The sequence below is a fragment of the Variovorax sp. AC103 genome, assembly GCF_979254005.1.
In genome coordinates, this window is the sequence record NZ_CEEDFC010000030.1 from 56,655 (window position 1) to 70,909 (window position 14,255).

At 65.5% G+C, this 14,255-nt stretch carries 17 protein-coding genes; all 17 read left to right on the forward strand.

Features of this window, described 5'->3' with window-relative positions; all coding sequences use genetic code 11:
* Window positions 1-4: 4 nt before the first annotated feature.
* The 17 genes from AC0IYU_RS31520 to AC0IYU_RS31600 all read left to right on the forward strand — a co-directional run bounded on the left by AC0IYU_RS31520 (window position 5) and on the right by AC0IYU_RS31600 (window position 14,079).
* Window positions 5-418 (forward strand): gamma-butyrobetaine hydroxylase family protein, encoded by a 414-nt coding sequence (locus tag AC0IYU_RS31520; RefSeq protein WP_435437260.1) that lies wholly within the window; start codon window positions 5-7, stop codon window positions 416-418.
* A gap of 147 nt (window positions 419-565) precedes the next feature.
* A complete protein-coding gene (ubiE, locus tag AC0IYU_RS31525; protein WP_435437261.1) occupies window positions 566-1,297 on the forward strand; it encodes a bifunctional demethylmenaquinone methyltransferase/2-methoxy-6-polyprenyl-1,4-benzoquinol methylase UbiE in 732 nt (243 codons plus the stop codon).
* A 32-nt stretch (window positions 1,298-1,329) separates the two neighbouring features.
* Window positions 1,330-2,352 carry a Tim44 domain-containing protein gene (locus tag AC0IYU_RS31530; RefSeq protein ID WP_472125391.1) on the forward strand — a complete coding sequence of 341 codons (1,023 nt, stop codon included), beginning with the start codon at window positions 1,330-1,332 and terminating at the stop codon, window positions 2,350-2,352.
* Between the two features lie 56 nt (window positions 2,353-2,408).
* Entirely contained in the window at window positions 2,409-2,963 is a 555-nt protein-coding gene (locus AC0IYU_RS31535; RefSeq protein WP_472125394.1) for a ubiquinone biosynthesis accessory factor UbiJ, read from the forward strand.
* Window positions 2,960-4,525, forward strand: a complete 1,566-nt coding sequence (gene ubiB, locus AC0IYU_RS31540; RefSeq protein ID WP_472125397.1) for a ubiquinone biosynthesis regulatory protein kinase UbiB — start codon at window positions 2,960-2,962, stop codon at window positions 4,523-4,525. The genes AC0IYU_RS31535 and ubiB overlap by 4 nt, the downstream gene beginning before the upstream one ends.
* Before the next feature lie 13 nt (window positions 4,526-4,538).
* The gene (locus AC0IYU_RS31545; protein ID WP_472125400.1) at window positions 4,539-5,987 is read left to right on the forward strand and encodes a high affinity choline transporter 1; all 1,449 of its coding nucleotides are present in this window, start codon (window positions 4,539-4,541) and stop codon (window positions 5,985-5,987) included.
* Window positions 5,988-6,089: 102 nt separating this feature from the next.
* The gene (locus AC0IYU_RS31550) at window positions 6,090-6,437 is read left to right on the forward strand and encodes an FmdB family zinc ribbon protein (protein ID WP_472125403.1); all 348 of its coding nucleotides are present in this window, start codon (window positions 6,090-6,092) and stop codon (window positions 6,435-6,437) included.
* A gap of 19 nt (window positions 6,438-6,456) precedes the next feature.
* Window positions 6,457-7,089: a DUF502 domain-containing protein gene (locus AC0IYU_RS31555; protein WP_435437267.1), complete on the forward strand. Its 633-nt coding sequence runs from the start codon at window positions 6,457-6,459 to the stop codon at window positions 7,087-7,089.
* Window positions 7,090-7,126: 37 nt separating this feature from the next.
* Entirely contained in the window at window positions 7,127-8,932 is a 1,806-nt protein-coding gene (gene aspS / locus AC0IYU_RS31560; RefSeq protein ID WP_472125406.1) for an aspartate--tRNA ligase, read from the forward strand.
* A 7-nt stretch (window positions 8,933-8,939) separates the two neighbouring features.
* Window positions 8,940-9,416, forward strand: coding sequence for a dihydroneopterin triphosphate diphosphatase (gene nudB / locus AC0IYU_RS31565; protein ID WP_472125408.1), 477 nt, complete (start codon window positions 8,940-8,942; stop codon window positions 9,414-9,416).
* On the forward strand, window positions 9,413-10,177 hold the full coding sequence (locus tag AC0IYU_RS31570) for an endonuclease/exonuclease/phosphatase family protein (protein WP_472125411.1): 765 nt from the start codon (window positions 9,413-9,415) through the stop codon (window positions 10,175-10,177). Before nudB ends, AC0IYU_RS31570 begins: the two co-directional genes overlap by 4 nt.
* Before the next feature lie 73 nt (window positions 10,178-10,250).
* The gene (gene folE, locus AC0IYU_RS31575) at window positions 10,251-10,982 is read left to right on the forward strand and encodes a GTP cyclohydrolase I (RefSeq protein ID WP_435485256.1); all 732 of its coding nucleotides are present in this window, start codon (window positions 10,251-10,253) and stop codon (window positions 10,980-10,982) included.
* A gap of 2 nt (window positions 10,983-10,984) precedes the next feature.
* Window positions 10,985-11,407, forward strand: a complete 423-nt coding sequence (locus tag AC0IYU_RS31580; RefSeq protein ID WP_472125414.1) for a BLUF domain-containing protein — start codon at window positions 10,985-10,987, stop codon at window positions 11,405-11,407.
* A gap of 7 nt (window positions 11,408-11,414) precedes the next feature.
* Window positions 11,415-12,296: an EamA family transporter gene (locus tag AC0IYU_RS31585; RefSeq protein ID WP_472125417.1), complete on the forward strand. Its 882-nt coding sequence runs from the start codon at window positions 11,415-11,417 to the stop codon at window positions 12,294-12,296.
* 4 nt (window positions 12,297-12,300) lie between these two features.
* On the forward strand, window positions 12,301-13,125 hold the full coding sequence (locus AC0IYU_RS31590) for a DUF429 domain-containing protein (RefSeq protein ID WP_472125420.1): 825 nt from the start codon (window positions 12,301-12,303) through the stop codon (window positions 13,123-13,125).
* Between the two features lie 122 nt (window positions 13,126-13,247).
* Window positions 13,248-13,445, forward strand: a complete 198-nt coding sequence (locus tag AC0IYU_RS31595) for a CsbD family protein (RefSeq protein ID WP_472125423.1) — start codon at window positions 13,248-13,250, stop codon at window positions 13,443-13,445.
* Between the two features lie 106 nt (window positions 13,446-13,551).
* The gene (locus tag AC0IYU_RS31600; protein ID WP_472125425.1) at window positions 13,552-14,079 is read left to right on the forward strand and encodes a BON domain-containing protein; all 528 of its coding nucleotides are present in this window, start codon (window positions 13,552-13,554) and stop codon (window positions 14,077-14,079) included.
* Window positions 14,080-14,255: the final 176 nt, after the last annotated feature.

Below are 14,255 nucleotides of genomic sequence, written 5' to 3' on the forward strand. Positions count from 1 at the left end.
TCCGATGGCAGGCTTGAAACCGGGCGCACCGACGCCGCAATCGATCACCGTGCACGGCCAGTCGCGCGTGCTCGAAGTGGCCTTCTCCGACGGTGCGAGTTTTCGCATTCCGTTCGAGCTGATGCGCATCTGTTCCCCGTCGGCCGAGGTGCAGGGCCACGGGCCGGGCCAGGAGATCCTGCAGACGGGCAAGCGCGATGTGGAGCTCGTCGACCTCGAGGCGGTCGGCAACTACGCGGTGCAGCCCACCTTCAGCGACGGCCACAACACCGGTATCTACTCGTGGGACCTGCTCTACGAACTGGGCGCGAAGCAGGCCGAGCTGTGGGCCACCTACGAGCGCCGCCTGGCCGAGGCGGGCATCGCGCGCGACGCACCGATGATCGACAAGGGCGGCTCCGCCTGCAGCAGCCACTAAGGCCGCGAAATCGCGCGAAACCTCGGTACAGCGACTGGCGCCATAGCCCTACGCCCAGGAAGGGCGGGACAAAAAAAGCAACGAATGCCCGCCGTGCCCGCGGGGTCGTCGGCTTGATGTGAAGGCTTCCGGCCTAACATCGGTCGCATGAGTACAACACACTTCGGCTTCGAAACAGTCGACGAAAGCGAGAAGGCCCGCCGCGTTCGCGGTGTCTTCGATTCGGTCGCTTCCCGCTACGACATCATGAACGACCTGATGTCGGCCGGCCTGCACCGCGCCTGGAAGGCCTACACCGTCATGGTCGCGAACGTGGGCGAAGGCTCGCGCGTCCTCGACATCGCGGGCGGCACCGGCGACCTTGCGCTCGCCTTCGCAAAGAAGGTCGGCGCCACCGGCCAGGTCGTGCACACCGACATCAACGAAGCCATGCTGCGCACCGGGCGCGACCGCCTGCTCGACGCCGGCGTCTCGCTCCCCACCACGGTCTGCGACGCGGAAAAGCTCCCCTTTCCCGACAACCACTTCGACGTGGTGACGGTGGCCTTCGGCCTGCGCAACATGACGCACAAGGACGCCGCGCTCAAGGAAATGAACCGCGTGATCAAGCCGGGCGGCAAGCTGCTCGTGCTGGAGTTCTCCAAGGTCGCCAAGCCGCTCGCGAAGGCGTACGACTGGTATTCCTTCAACGTGCTGCCGCGCCTGGGCAAGCTCGTGGCCGGTGACGACGCCAGCTATCGCTACCTGGCCGAATCCATCCGGATGCACCCCTCGCAAGAGGAGCTCAAGACCCTCATGAAAGAGGGCGGTTTCGGACATGTGGACTATCACAACATGACGGGTGGCATTGCTGCCCTCCATGTTGGAATCAAATGTTGATGAGGCGAATCTTTCGCTCGAGAGGAGACGACATGAAGAGTTTGGGTACCTTGTTTTTGGCGGCAGCTTTGGTTCTTGGCAGTGTCCAGGCCGAGGCTGCTCGCATGGGCGGTGGCAAGTCGTTCGGGCGCCAGTCGTCCAACGTGACGCAACGCCAGGCCACGCCGCCGGCAGCGCCGGCGCAGCAGAACGCAAACAACGCGGCAGCCAAGCCTGCAACGCCCGCACCCGCGGCCGCTGCACCGAAGCGTCCTTGGGGCGCGATGCTCGGCGGTCTCGCGGCCGGCCTGGGCCTCGCATGGCTCGCCAGTTCGCTGGGCCTGGGCGCCGGCTTCGGCAACATCCTGTTGATCGGTCTGCTGGTGCTGGCCGGCGTGATGGCATGGCGCATGTTCAAGGCGCGCTCGCAAGCTTCGGGCGCCAGCCGCCAGGGTGGCTTCGCGTTCCAGGGCGCAGGTGCCGGCCCGGGCAACGCCAGCGCCCCGGCGCAATACAGCCCGGCCAACGTCGGCAACGACGCCTCGGCGCGTCCCTGGGAGCGCAATGCAACGTCGTTCGACGCCACGCCCTCGAATGACGCACCGCACGGCAGCAGCCTCTCGGCAGCGGGCGCCGCAGCCGGCGGCAGCATGATCGGTTCCGCACTCGGCGGTTCGCAGTCCTGGGGTATTCCCGCGGGCTTCGATGTCGATGGCTTCCTCGGGGCTGCCAAGCGCAACTTCGTGACGCTCCAAGACGCCTGGGACCGCGCCGACGTGTCGATGCTGCGTTCCATGATGACCGACAGCATGGTCGAGGAAATCCGCACGCAGCTGGCCGACCGTGCCGGCCACACCGGTGGTGTCTCCAACAAGACCGAAGTCGTGATGCTCGACGCCAAGCTGCTCGGCATCGAAGAGCTGCCCGAGGCCTACATGGCCAGCGTGGAGTTCTCCGGCATGATCCGTGAAGACGCATCGACCGGCCCGGGTCCGTTCCGGGAAGTCTGGAACATGACCAAGCCCACGAGCGGCAACGGCGGCTGGCTGGTGGCGGGCGTGCAGGCGCTCCAGTAAGAAAAACCTGAGCCGTGGCCGTCGCAGGGCCGCGGCACAGACGGGATAATGGGGACATGGCCACACCATCGTCCCCATTTTCTTTTCTCGGCGACCTTCTCAATCGCGTCGGCGAGCGCCTTCAGCCCCCGGATTGGGCGGTTCACGAAATACAGCACCGCGTCGTCCTGTTCCTGAACCATGTGCTGCAGCAGGAGCCCGAGGCGCAGCAGCGTTTGCTGCGGCAGCAGGGGCGGGTGGTGCGCTTCCAATGGCGCTTCGTCACCATGGAACTGGTGGCCACGCCTGCCGGCCTGCTCGACCTGGCGCCTGCAGGCTCGGTGCCCGAGCTCACGCTGACCGTCACCGACGACTCCCCCTTCGACATCGCCCGTGCCACGCTGCGCGGCGACAAGCCTTCCGTGCAGATCATCGGCGACGTGCAGCTGGCCGCAGAGGTCAACTGGCTGGTCGACCATGTGCGCTGGGACGTCGAGGACGACCTCGCCCGCGTGATCGGCGACGTGCCCGCGCACACGCTGGGCAACGGCGTGCGTCGCGTCGCGGGCGCGCTGCGGCGGTTCGTCGGCGACCGCAACGCGAAGGCCGGCTCGGCGGGCACGGCCGAATGAGGCGCTTCTACCGCGGGCTGTTCATCGTCTGGATCGCGCTGCGCTACGGCCTCGACGAGCTCGTGCTCACGAGCTTCCAGAAGCCCTGGCTGCGCGTGGTGGCACGCATCGTTTCCGTCGGACGCAACCTCGACGCGCCGCGCGGCCAGCGGCTGCGCGAGGCGCTCGAGCGCCTTGGCCCCATCTTCGTGAAGTTCGGCCAAGTGCTGTCGACCCGCCGCGACCTGCTGCCGCCAGACATCGCCGACGAGCTCGCGTTCCTTCAGGACCGCGTGCCGCCGTTCCCCTCGGCCGTGGCCATCGCGACCATCGAGCGCGCCTTCCGCCGTCCGGTGAGCGACGTGTTCGTCCAGTTCGACGAAATTCCCATCGCCAGTGCCTCGATCGCTCAGGTCCACTTCGCGACCATCCGCACCAACCAGGGCGAGGTGCGCGAAGTGGCGGTGAAGGTGCTGCGCCCCAACATGCGCGGCGTGATCGAAAAGGACCTGGCGCTCATGGCCATGATGGCCGGCTGGGTCGAGGGCCTGTCGGCCGACGGCAAGCGCCTGAAGCCGCGCGAGGTTGTGGGCGAGTTCGACAAGTACCTGCACGACGAGCTCGACCTGGTGCGCGAAGCCGCCAATGCGGCCCAGCTGCGCCGCAACATGGCCTCGCTCGACCTCGTGATGATTCCGGAGATGTTCTGGGACTTCTGCCACCCCGAGGTCATGGTGATGGAGCGCATGAAGGGCGTGCCCATCGCGCAGATGGACCGCCTGCGCGCGGCCGGCGTCGACATTCCCAAGCTGGCGCGCGACGGCGTCACGATCTTCTTCACGCAGGTGTTCCGCGACGGCTTCTTCCACGCCGACATGCATCCGGGGAACATCCAGGTGAGCCTGGAGCCCGAGACCTTCGGGCGCTACATCTCGCTGGACTTCGGGATCATCGGCACGCTGACCGAGTCGGACAAGGAATACCTTGCGCAGAACTTCGTGGCTTTCTTCCGGCGCGACTACAAGCGCGTGGCCGAGCTGCACCTGGAAAGCGGCTGGGTGCCCGTGGGCACCCGCATCGACGAGCTGGAGGCGGCCATTCGTACCGTGTGCGAGCCGTACTTCGACCGGCCGCTGAAGGAGCTTTCGCTGGGCATGGTGCTGATGCGCCTGTTCCAGACCTCGCGCCGGTTCCATGTGGAGATCCAGCCCCAGCTGGTGCTGCTGCAGAAGACGCTGCTCAACATCGAGGGCCTCGGGCGCAACATCGACCCCGATCTCGATCTCTGGGCCACGGCCAAGCCCTTCCTGGAAAAGTGGATGGTCGACCAGATCGGTCCCAAGAAGCTGCTGCAGCAGCTCAGGGCCGAGGCGCCGCGCTACGCGAAGCTGCTGCCCCAGTTTCCGCGGCTGCTGCACGATTTCCTGGAAAATCGCCCCGCCGACAACCGCCGCGAGCTGCTCGAGCTGCTGGCCGAGCAAAAACGCACCAACAGGTTGCTCCAGTCCATCGTCTACGGTGGCATAGGTTTTGTATTGGGGTTGCTGGCCATGCAGTTGCTGGTGCGTGTGAGTCTGTTCTAGAGGAGTTTTCGCCGTGTTGTTGACGCTGGTCATCGTCTATCTGCTGGTCACCATCGCCATCGGCCTCTACGCGGCCAAGCGGGTGAAGAACACCACCGACTTCGCCATTGCCGGGCGGCACCTGCCGCTCTTCATGATCGTGACGACCACGTTCGCGACTTGGTTCGGCTCCGAAACGGTGCTCGGCATTCCGGCCAAGTTCATCGAAGGCGGGCTCAACGGCGTGGTCGAAGACCCGTTCGGCGCGGGCACCTGCCTGATCCTGGTGGGCCTTTTCTTCGCGGGCAAGCTTTACCGCATGACGCTGCTGACCATCAGCGACTATTACCGCGAGCGCTATGGCCGCACCGTGGAGGTGGCCTGTTCGCTGATCATCATGCTGAGCTACCTGGGCTGGGTGTCGGCGCAGGTCACGGCGCTGGGGCTGGTGTTCAACCTGCTGTCGGCCGGTGCCATCGGCATCCCGATGGGCATGGTGATCGGGGTGGTCTCGATCCTGGCCTACACCCTGTTCGGCGGCATGTGGTCGGTGGCGGTGACCGACTTCATGCAGATGATCATCCTGGTGATCGGCCTGGCCGTCATCGCGGTGTTCGCGGGCAACATGGCCGGCGGGGCCGACAAGGTGGTCGCCTTTGCGGTCAGCAAGGACCTCTTCAAGTTCTGGCCGGAGCCCAATCTGCACGACATGGTGTTCTTCTTCGCGGCCGCCATCACGATGATGCTGGGCTCCATTCCGCAGCAGGACGTGTTCCAGCGCGTGATGTCTGCCAACAGCGTGAAGGCGGCCCAGCGCGGGCCGGTGATCGGCGGCGTGGCGTACATCCTGTTTGCCTTCGTGCCGATGTTCCTGGTGGCCAGCGCGCTGCTGATCATGCCGGAGGAGGTGGCCGTGCTGCTGAAGGAAGATCCGCAGAAGGTGCTGCCCACGCTGGTGCTGCAGAAGATGCCTTTCGTGATGCAGGTGCTGTTCTTCGGTGCGCTGCTTTCGGCCATCAAGTCGACTGCCTCGGCCACCTTGCTCGCGCCCAGCGTCACCTTCACCGAGAACATCTGGCGCCAGTTCCGCCCCGCCGGCACCGACCGGCAGAACCTCCTGACGATGCGCATCACGGTGCTCGTGTTCAGCGCCGCGGTGCTGGCCTACGCCATTCGCATGCAGGGAACGCCGATCTACGAACTGGTGTCGGGCGCCTACCAGGTGCCGCTGGTGGGGGCTTTCGTGCCGCTGGTGTGCGGGCTGTACTGGCGCCGCGCCACCACGCAAGGTGCCATTGCATCGATCGTCCTGGGCATCGGTGTGTGGCTGCTGTTCCTGGTGCTGCCCTGGGGCGGCGTGTTCCCGGCCCAGTTGGCGGGGGTGTTGTGTGCCTTCGTGGGCATGGTGGCCGGCTCGCTGATGCCGCAATGGGTGGCGAACACGCACACGCCGCACCGTCCGTTGGCGACGGAGCCGGCCTGAAGCAGGGGCTCGGCCCTCGGTCGGGACGCCCTTTGACGGGGGCGGCCCTATAATCGAGGGCTTTGCGAGCGGCAGCTGCGCCGCTTTTTTGAACCCAATCCCATGCCCATTTACGCCTATAAGTGCAGCGCCTGCGGCTTTGCCAAAGACGCTTTGCAGAAGATGTCCGACGCGCCGCTGACGGTGTGCCCGGCGTGCGGCGCGAGCGCATTCGAAAAACAGGTCACGGCCGCCGGCTTCCAGCTCAAGGGCTCGGGCTGGTACGTGACCGATTTCCGCGACGGCGGCGGCAAGAAGGCCGAGCCGGCCACTGCGCCCGTGTCGAGCGACAGCGCCAAGTCCGGCGAGTCGTCTTCCGCCGGCGCCGCGCCGAGCCCGGCGCCTGCAGCGGCCCCCGCGCCCGCCGCGCCGACCCCCGCGCCGGCACCTGCCGCCAAGAGCGGCGACTGAACCAGGTACCCCGACCGCCATGCTCGCCCTGCGCAAATGGTTGTTCTCCGGCTTGCTGGTGATCGTTCCGCTGTTCATCACCCTGGCGGTGCTGAAGTGGATCATCGACACGCTGGACCAGACGCTCTGGGTGCTCCCCGGGGCCTGGCAGCGCTGGCTCTACGACAACAACATCCGCGGCCTCGGCGTGCTGCTCACGCTGGCGATCCTGCTGGTGGTCGGCGCCGTCGCCAGCAACTTCGTGGGCAAGCGCCTGCTGGGTTGGGGCGACGCCGTGGTGCGGCGTATTCCGGTGGTGCGCTCGATCTATTCGAGCGTCAAGCAGGTCTCGGACACGCTGTTCTCCGAGAACGGCAACGCCTTTCGCACGGCGGTGCTGGTGCAATGGCCGCGTGAAGGGGCCTGGACCATCGCCTTCGTCACCGGCACGCCCGGCGCCGACGTGGTCGAGCACCTGGGCGGCGGCGACTACCTCGGCGTCTACGTGCCAACCACGCCCAACCCCACGGGCGGGTACTTCGTGATGCTCAAGCGCAGCGACTGCATCGAACTCCAGATGAGCGTGGACGAAGCGCTCAAGTACATCGTCTCGATGGGTGTGGTCGTCCCGGGCGGTCCCGCCGCCTTGCCCATCAAGCCATCCAACTCATAAAAACGAACGCGCCACGACGGCGCCGGAAGTCATCTCCATGGCCATGCGTACTCACTATTGCGGTCTTGTGACCGAAGCCCTGCTGGGCCAAACCGTCACCCTGTGCGGCTGGGTCAACCGTCGCCGCGACCACGGCGGCGTGATCTTCATCGACGTGCGTGACCGCGAAGGCTACGTGCAGGTGGTGTGCGACCCCGATCGCGCCTCCACGTTCGCCGTGGCCGAAAACCTGCGCAACGAGTTCTGCGTGCAGATCACGGGCCTGGTGCGCTCGCGCCCCGAAGGCACCACCAACGACAGTCTCAAGAGCGGCAAGATCGAAGTGCTGTGCCACGAATTGAAGGTGCTGAACCCCTCGGTCACGCCTCCGTTCCTGCTGGACGACGACAACCTGTCGGAAACTACCCGCCTCACGCACCGCGTGCTCGACCTGCGCCGCCCGGCCATGCAACGCAACATGATGCTGCGCTACAAGGTGACGATGGAAACGCGCAAGTTCCTCGATGCCAACGGCTTCATCGACATCGAGACGCCGATGCTGGGCAAGTCCACGCCCGAAGGCGCGCGCGACTACCTCGTGCCCAGCCGCGTGCACGACGGCAGCTTCTTCGCGCTGCCGCAGTCGCCCCAGCTGTTCAAGCAGCTGCTGATGGTGGCTGGGTACGACCGCTACTACCAGATCGTGAAGTGCTTCCGCGACGAAGACCTGCGCGCCGACCGCCAGCCCGAATTCACGCAGATCGACATCGAGACTTCGTTCCTCGCCGAAGAAGAAATCCGCGAGATGTTCGAAGGCATGATCCGCAACGTGTTCCGTAACGCCGCGGGCATCGACCTGCCGGTGTTCCCGACCATGACGTACGGCGACGCGATGTTCAAGTACGGCTCGGACAAGCCCGACCTGCGCGTGAAGCTCGAATTCACCGAGCTCACAGAGCTGATGAAACGCGTCGAGTTCAAGGTGTTCTCGAACGCCGCCACCATGGTGGGCGGCCGCGTCGTGGCGCTGCGCGTGCCCGGCGGCGGTGCCGAGGGCGGCATGTCGCGCGGTGAAATCGACGCGTACCAGGAATTCGTCAAGATCTACGGCGCCAAGGGCCTGGCCTACATCAAGGTCAACGACGCTGCGGCCGGCCGTGAAGGCCTGCAGAGCCCAATCGTGAAGAACCTGGACGACGCCACGCTGGCCGAGATCATTGCCCGCACGGGTGCGCGCAACGGCGACATCCTGTTCTTCGGCGCCGACAAGGAAAAGGTCGTCAACGACGCCATCGGCGCGCTGCGCGTGAAGATCGGCCACAGCCCCTTCGGCAAGAAGAGCGGCCTGTTCGACGACCGTTGGGCACCGCTGTGGGTGGTCGACTTCCCGATGTTCGAGTTCGACGAGGACGGCCAGCGCTGGTCGGCCGTGCACCACCCGTTCACCGCACCGAAGGACGGCCATGAAGACCTCATGGACACCGCGCCCGAGAAGTGCATCGCCAAGGCCTACGACATGGTGCTCAACGGCATCGAGATGGGCGGCGGTTCGGTGCGTATCCACCGCGAGGAAGTGCAGAGCAAGGTGTTCCGCGCGTTGAAGATCAGCGCCGAGGACGCGCAGCTCAAGTTCGGCTTCCTGCTGGACGCGCTGCAGTACGGCGCGCCCCCGCATGGCGGCATCGCCATCGGGCTGGACCGCCTCGTCATGCTGATGACCGGTGCCGAGTCGATCCGCGACGTGATCGCCTTCCCCAAGACCCAGCGCGCGCAAGACCTGCTGACGCAGGCCCCCAGCCCCGTCGACGAGAAGCAGCTGCGCGAACTGCACATCAAGCTGCGCAACACGCCCCAACCCGTCTGATGCGGCCATGACGACCAGCCCCCGGCCCTGGAAGATCCCGGAGTCGGTGCTGGTCGTCATTCATACGCCGGCGCTCGATGTGCTGCTGATCCGGCGTGCGGATGCCGAGACCGACTTCTGGCAGTCGGTCACCGGCAGCAAGGATGTCGCGGACGAACCGCTGGCGCTCACCGCGGCGCGCGAGGTGGCCGAGGAAACCGGCTTCCAATGCGGCGAGGGCACGGTGCTGGCCCCGCAACTGCTCGATTGGCAACTGCGCAACGTCTACGAGATCTATCCGCAATGGCGCGCCCGCTATGCGCCCGGCGTGACGCGCAACACCGAGCACCTGTTCGGCCTCTGCGTGCCCGAATGCCTGACCCCCACGCTCGCGCCGCGCGAGCACACCGACTGGCGCTGGCTGCCGTACCGGGAGGCGGCCGAAGCCTGTTTTTCCCCGTCGAACGCCGAAGCCATTCTGTTGCTGCCAGAATTTGTGCAATGAACCAGCCCGCAGCAGCAGCAAATACCCTCCGGGTCGCGACCTACAACATCCACAAGGGTGTGCAGGGCATCGGGCCCGCGCGCAGGCTCGAGATCCACAACCTCGGCCATGCCATCGAGCAGCTCGACGCCGACATCGTCTGCTTGCAGGAAGTGCGCAAGATGAACCGGCAGGCTGCAGTGCGTTTCGCGCGCTGGCCGGAGATGCCGCAGGCTGACTTTCTTGCACCCGAGGGCTATACCGCCGTCTACGAGACCAATGCCGTCACCCGCCACGGCGAGCACGGCAATGCGTTGCTCACGCGCTGGCCGGTGATTCGCACCAGCCACCAGGACATTTCCGACCACCGCTTCGAGCAGCGTGGCCTGCTGCACGTGGTGATCGAGGTGGAAGGGCAATCCGTGCATGCCATCGTGGTGCACCTGGGGCTCATCAAGGGCAGCCGGGTGCGGCAGATCGCCCGCCTGCGCGAGTTCATCGACCGCGAAGTGCCACCCGACGAGGCCGTCGTGGTGGCGGGCGACTTCAACGACTGGGGTGCGCGCATGCGCTACGCCATGAATGCCATGGGGCTGCGCGACGCCAGCGACCTGCGCGGCCCGCGCACGCTCACCTATCCCTCGCGCCTGCCGGTGGCGCAGCTCGACTTCGTCTACGGACGCAAGCTGACGCCGCTGGCCTGCGCGGTGCCGCGCGGGCCGATCTGGGCCCGCATGTCCGACCATCTGCCATTGGTCGCTGAATTCACGCTACTTAATTGATAGCATTGCTCCGAGAGGGGGCGCGCGTTGCAGCCCGAATCCTCTCGAGTCATTCACTGGTACGATCCCCGCCATGCTGAGGAAAACCGACGTCGAACCGCTCCCCGATCGAAAAGACGATGACGAGGGCACCCCCGTCTCCGTCAAGATCCGTGAGCGTCTGAATGCGGCGCGCAAGCGCTTCAATGCCAACGACAACATCGCCGAGTTCATCGAACCGGGCGAGCTGGAGGCGCTGCTCGACGAGGTCGAGGTCAAGATGAAGGGCGTGCTCGAAAGCCTCGTCATCGACGTGGTGAACGACCACAACACCGACAACACCGCGCGCCGCGTCGCCAAGATGTATGTGAACGAGGTGTTCCGCGGCCGGTATGTGCCGCCGCCCGCGCTCACCGAGTTTCCCAACGCGGAGCACCTGAACGAGCTGATGATCGTCGGCCCGATCACGGTGCGCAGCGCCTGCTCGCATCACTTCTGCCCGATCATCGGCAAGCTCTGGATCGGTGTGATGCCCAACGAGCACACCAACGTGATCGGCCTGTCGAAGTATGCGCGGCTTGCCGAATGGGTCATGGGGCGGCCGCAGATCCAGGAAGAGGCGATCGTGCAGCTCGCCGACCTGATCCAGGAAAAGACGCGGCCCGACGGCCTTGCACTCGTGATGGAAGCCGAACATTTCTGCATGGCCTGGCGCGGCGTGAAGGAAATGGACAGCAAGATGATCAATTCCGTGATGCGCGGCGTGTTCCTGAAAGACCCGAGCCTGCGCCGCGAATTCCTGTCCCTCATGCCGAGAAAGAACTGATCATGCTGGTCCGACTTCTCTACGCCAGCCGTGCCGTCGATACCAGCCCTGCGGCCATCGATGCGATCCTCGCGAAATCGCGCACGCACAACCCGGCATGCGGCATCACCGGCATCCTCTGCTACGGTGCGGGCACTTTCCTGCAGGCCATCGAAGGCGGGCGCGACGCCATCAGCGACCTCTACGGCCACATCCAGCGCGACGTGCGCCACAAGGACGTGGTGCTGTTGCACTACGAAGAAATCTCCGAACGCCGCTTCGGTGGATGGACCATGGGGCAGGTCAACCTGTCGAAGCTCAATGCCTCGACCCTGCTCAAATATTCAGAGAAGCCCGAACTCGACCCGTACAAGGTCTCGGGCAAGGTTTCCTTGGCCTTGCTCGAGGAACTGATGGCCACCGCTGCCATCGTCGGCCGCCACTGATCCGGGGGTGCCGCTCTCCGCATTCGCGCTGATCCTGCTTGCCGGGGTCATTCATGCCGGCTGGAACATCGCCGCCAAGAAGGCGAACGGCGACGCGCGCTTCAGCTTCCAGACCAGCGTGTTCAACATGCTCATCTGGGCGCCCGTGGGCATCACGCTGGGCTGGAACGTGGTGCCGGGCTGGGGCCTGACAGAGTGGGGCTTCGTGGTGCTCAGCGGCGTGCTGCACATCTTCTATTTCATCGTGCTGCTGCGCGGCTACCGTCGGTCGGACCTGACCGTGGTCTACCCGCTCGCGCGCGGCTCGGGGCCCTTGCTGTCGTCGCTGGTGGCGGTGCTCTTCCTCGGCGAGAAGATCAGCCTCTTCGGCGTGGCGGGCATCGCGGGCGTGGTGATCGGTGTGTTCCTCGTCGCCGGCGGCCCGAAGCTTTGGCGCAAGGCGCAGGACCCGGTGCAACGCGAGCGCGTGCACAAGGGCATTCGTTACGGTGTGCTCACCGGCGGCTTCATTGCGGCGTACACCGTCGCGGACAGTTACGCCGTCAAGTTCCTGGCCATGTCTCCGATCCTTCTCGACTATTTCGGCAATCTGGTGCGCATGGTGTTGCTGGCGCCTGTCGCGTTGAAGGACCGCGCGACCACCGCGCGCATGTGGCGCGAACAGTGGAAGTACGCGCTGCTGGTGGCGGCGGTCAGCCCCGTGTCTTACGTGCTGGTGCTCTATGCGGTGCAGCAGGCGCCCATCTCCCACGTCGCGCCGGCGCGCGAGGTGTCGATGCTGTTCGCGGCGTTGATTGGCGGTCACCTGCTGCGCGAGGGCGACCGGTTCCTGCGTGTGATGGGTGCGTTGTTCATCGCCGCTGGCGTGGTGGCGCTGGCACTGGGCTGATGCCGTGGTGCTGTTCGGCTGCGATTTCTCGAGCGCACCGACGCGGCGCAAACCCATCGTGGTGGCCGTTGGCGAAATTGCCGATGCCCAGCGCGTCGTTCTGACCAGTGTGCAACGCTTCGACACGCTCGATGCGTGGGGCGATTGGTTGTGCGCCACGCCCGCCTGGGTCGGCGGCTTCGACTTCCCGTTCAGCCTGCCTCGAGAACTGGTCGAACACCTGGGCTGGCCGACGCAATGGGCGCCGCTGATGGCGCACTACGCCGGCTTGAGCCGTGCGGAGATCCGCGACACCTTCGCCGCCTTCTGTGCGGGCCGGCCTGTGGGCAGCAAGTTTGCGCACCGCGCCGCCGATGGGCCTGCGGGTTCCAGCCCGTCGATGAAATGGGTGAACCCGCCTGTGGCCTACATGCTCCACGCCGGCGTGCCTCGCCTGCTGGCGTCCGGCGCGCGCATTCCCGGGCTGCACGCGGGCGACCGCGACGACCGTGTCGCGCTGGAGGCCTATCCAGGTCTGCTGGCGCGCGAGCTGATCGCACGGCGCAGCTACAAGAGCGACGACCTGGCCAAGCAGACGCCCGAGCGCCTTGCGGCGCGCACCGACCTGCTCGCCGCGCTCGAAGTCGGTACAAGCCGGCTTGGTTTGCGACTGGCCGTCCACGCCGGGCAACGGACCGAATTGGTGGCCGATGCCCGTGGCGACGGCATCGACGCCGTGCTTTGCCTCTTGCAGGCTGCGTGGGGGTTGCAGCGCGCCAGCAGTGCCGGGCCAGGATTCGGGTTGCCGCAGGCTTTCGACGCGCTTGAAGGATGGATCGTCACCGCCTGAGCCTTGTTGTCCTACACCGCTTCGGGCTTCCGGCGGCGTTCGTTGCTGCCAGCAGCGACTTAGATTGAAGTCAGTGAGTCATCCCGGCTCACATATTTCACCTACGCAGGAAGGAAAGCGACATGAACAAGGACCAAGTGGCAGGACGGGTTGAAGAGGCCAAGGGCAAAGTCAAGGAAGCTGCCGGCAAGGTGGTGGGCAATGAGAAGCTCCAGGGCGAAGGCGCGGCAGATCAAGCCGCCGGCAAGGTGCAGAAGACCTACGGCGACGTGAAGGAAAAGGCCAAGGACGCCATCAAGACCGGTGCCGATAAGCTGTGACGGGACGAGGGGTCGCATGTGCCCGTCGGACGGGCGCGTGCAGCCTCTTTTTTCATTTGTGCGCGATTGACGCAGCGATCCGTCGAGATCGACAAGGAGAGGCTCCATGAGCAAACAAGGGCAATACCCCCCATCCATTGGTATGCCGCATCAGCGCGCATTGCTTGTTGTGCTCGCCGCTACAGCAGCATTTGCGCTGGCCGCGTGCGACAAGTCGGACAGCCGCAGTGCGGGCGAGAAGCTCGACAGCGCCGTCGCCAAGACCGAGCAGGCCGCGCAGACAGCCGCTGCCAAGACGGGCGAAGCCGTCAAGGAAGCCAAAGCCAAGGTCGATGCCTCCGGGACGACCGCCGAAGTGAAGGATGGCATGGCGAACGTGAAGGAAGCGGCGAAGGAAGCAGGCGCCGCAGTGAGCGCGTCGGTGGACGATGCCGCTATCACGGCCTCTGTGTCCGCAGGTCTGGCTAAGGATCCGGATTTGAGCGCCATCAAGATCAACGTCGACACCGAGGGCGGGGCTGTAAGCCTGAAGGGACCCGCACCGACGGCGGCTGCCAAGGCGCGCGCCGAGGAGATTGCAAAGGCTGTGCAAGGCGTGACCTCTGTCGACAACCAGCTCGAAGTGAAGAGTTGATCGATATCTGGCAACCCATTGCAAGACCAAAGCCCGGGATTCCCGGGCTTTTTGTTGTCTTGTGTCCGGAGGCGACTGGTGGCGTCAGGCCATTCGGTCAAAAATCTTCCCGTCCTTGCTCGAAGTGCTAAAAACTGTGCATAATCGAGGGCTCGACTGACAGTCACTGCAAGGTG

What these genes read in the sequence shown, in the direction of transcription:
- AC0IYU_RS31550 (WP_472125403.1), top strand. Translation starts at nt 6,090, where the DNA reads ATGCCCATTTACGCCTATAAGTGCAGCGCCTGCGGCTTTGCCAAAGAC.
- ubiB (WP_472125397.1), top strand. Translation starts at nt 2,960, where the DNA reads ATGAGGCGCTTCTACCGCGGGCTGTTCATCGTCTGGATCGCGCTGCGC.
- AC0IYU_RS31530 (WP_472125391.1), top strand. Translation starts at nt 1,330, where the DNA reads ATGAAGAGTTTGGGTACCTTGTTTTTGGCGGCAGCTTTGGTTCTTGGC.
- folE (WP_435485256.1), top strand. Translation starts at nt 10,251, where the DNA reads ATGCTGAGGAAAACCGACGTCGAACCGCTCCCCGATCGAAAAGACGAT.
- nudB (WP_472125408.1), top strand. Translation starts at nt 8,940, where the DNA reads ATGACGACCAGCCCCCGGCCCTGGAAGATCCCGGAGTCGGTGCTGGTC.
- ubiE (WP_435437261.1), top strand. Translation starts at nt 566, where the DNA reads ATGAGTACAACACACTTCGGCTTCGAAACAGTCGACGAAAGCGAGAAG.
- AC0IYU_RS31520 (WP_435437260.1), top strand. Translation starts at nt 5, where the DNA reads ATGGCAGGCTTGAAACCGGGCGCACCGACGCCGCAATCGATCACCGTG.
- AC0IYU_RS31600 (WP_472125425.1), top strand. Translation starts at nt 13,552, where the DNA reads ATGAGCAAACAAGGGCAATACCCCCCATCCATTGGTATGCCGCATCAG.
- AC0IYU_RS31580 (WP_472125414.1), top strand. Translation starts at nt 10,985, where the DNA reads ATGCTGGTCCGACTTCTCTACGCCAGCCGTGCCGTCGATACCAGCCCT.
- AC0IYU_RS31535 (WP_472125394.1), top strand. Translation starts at nt 2,409, where the DNA reads ATGGCCACACCATCGTCCCCATTTTCTTTTCTCGGCGACCTTCTCAAT.
- AC0IYU_RS31555 (WP_435437267.1), top strand. Translation starts at nt 6,457, where the DNA reads ATGCTCGCCCTGCGCAAATGGTTGTTCTCCGGCTTGCTGGTGATCGTT.
- AC0IYU_RS31570 (WP_472125411.1), top strand. Translation starts at nt 9,413, where the DNA reads ATGAACCAGCCCGCAGCAGCAGCAAATACCCTCCGGGTCGCGACCTAC.
- aspS (WP_472125406.1), top strand. Translation starts at nt 7,127, where the DNA reads ATGGCCATGCGTACTCACTATTGCGGTCTTGTGACCGAAGCCCTGCTG.
- AC0IYU_RS31595 (WP_472125423.1), top strand. Translation starts at nt 13,248, where the DNA reads ATGAACAAGGACCAAGTGGCAGGACGGGTTGAAGAGGCCAAGGGCAAA.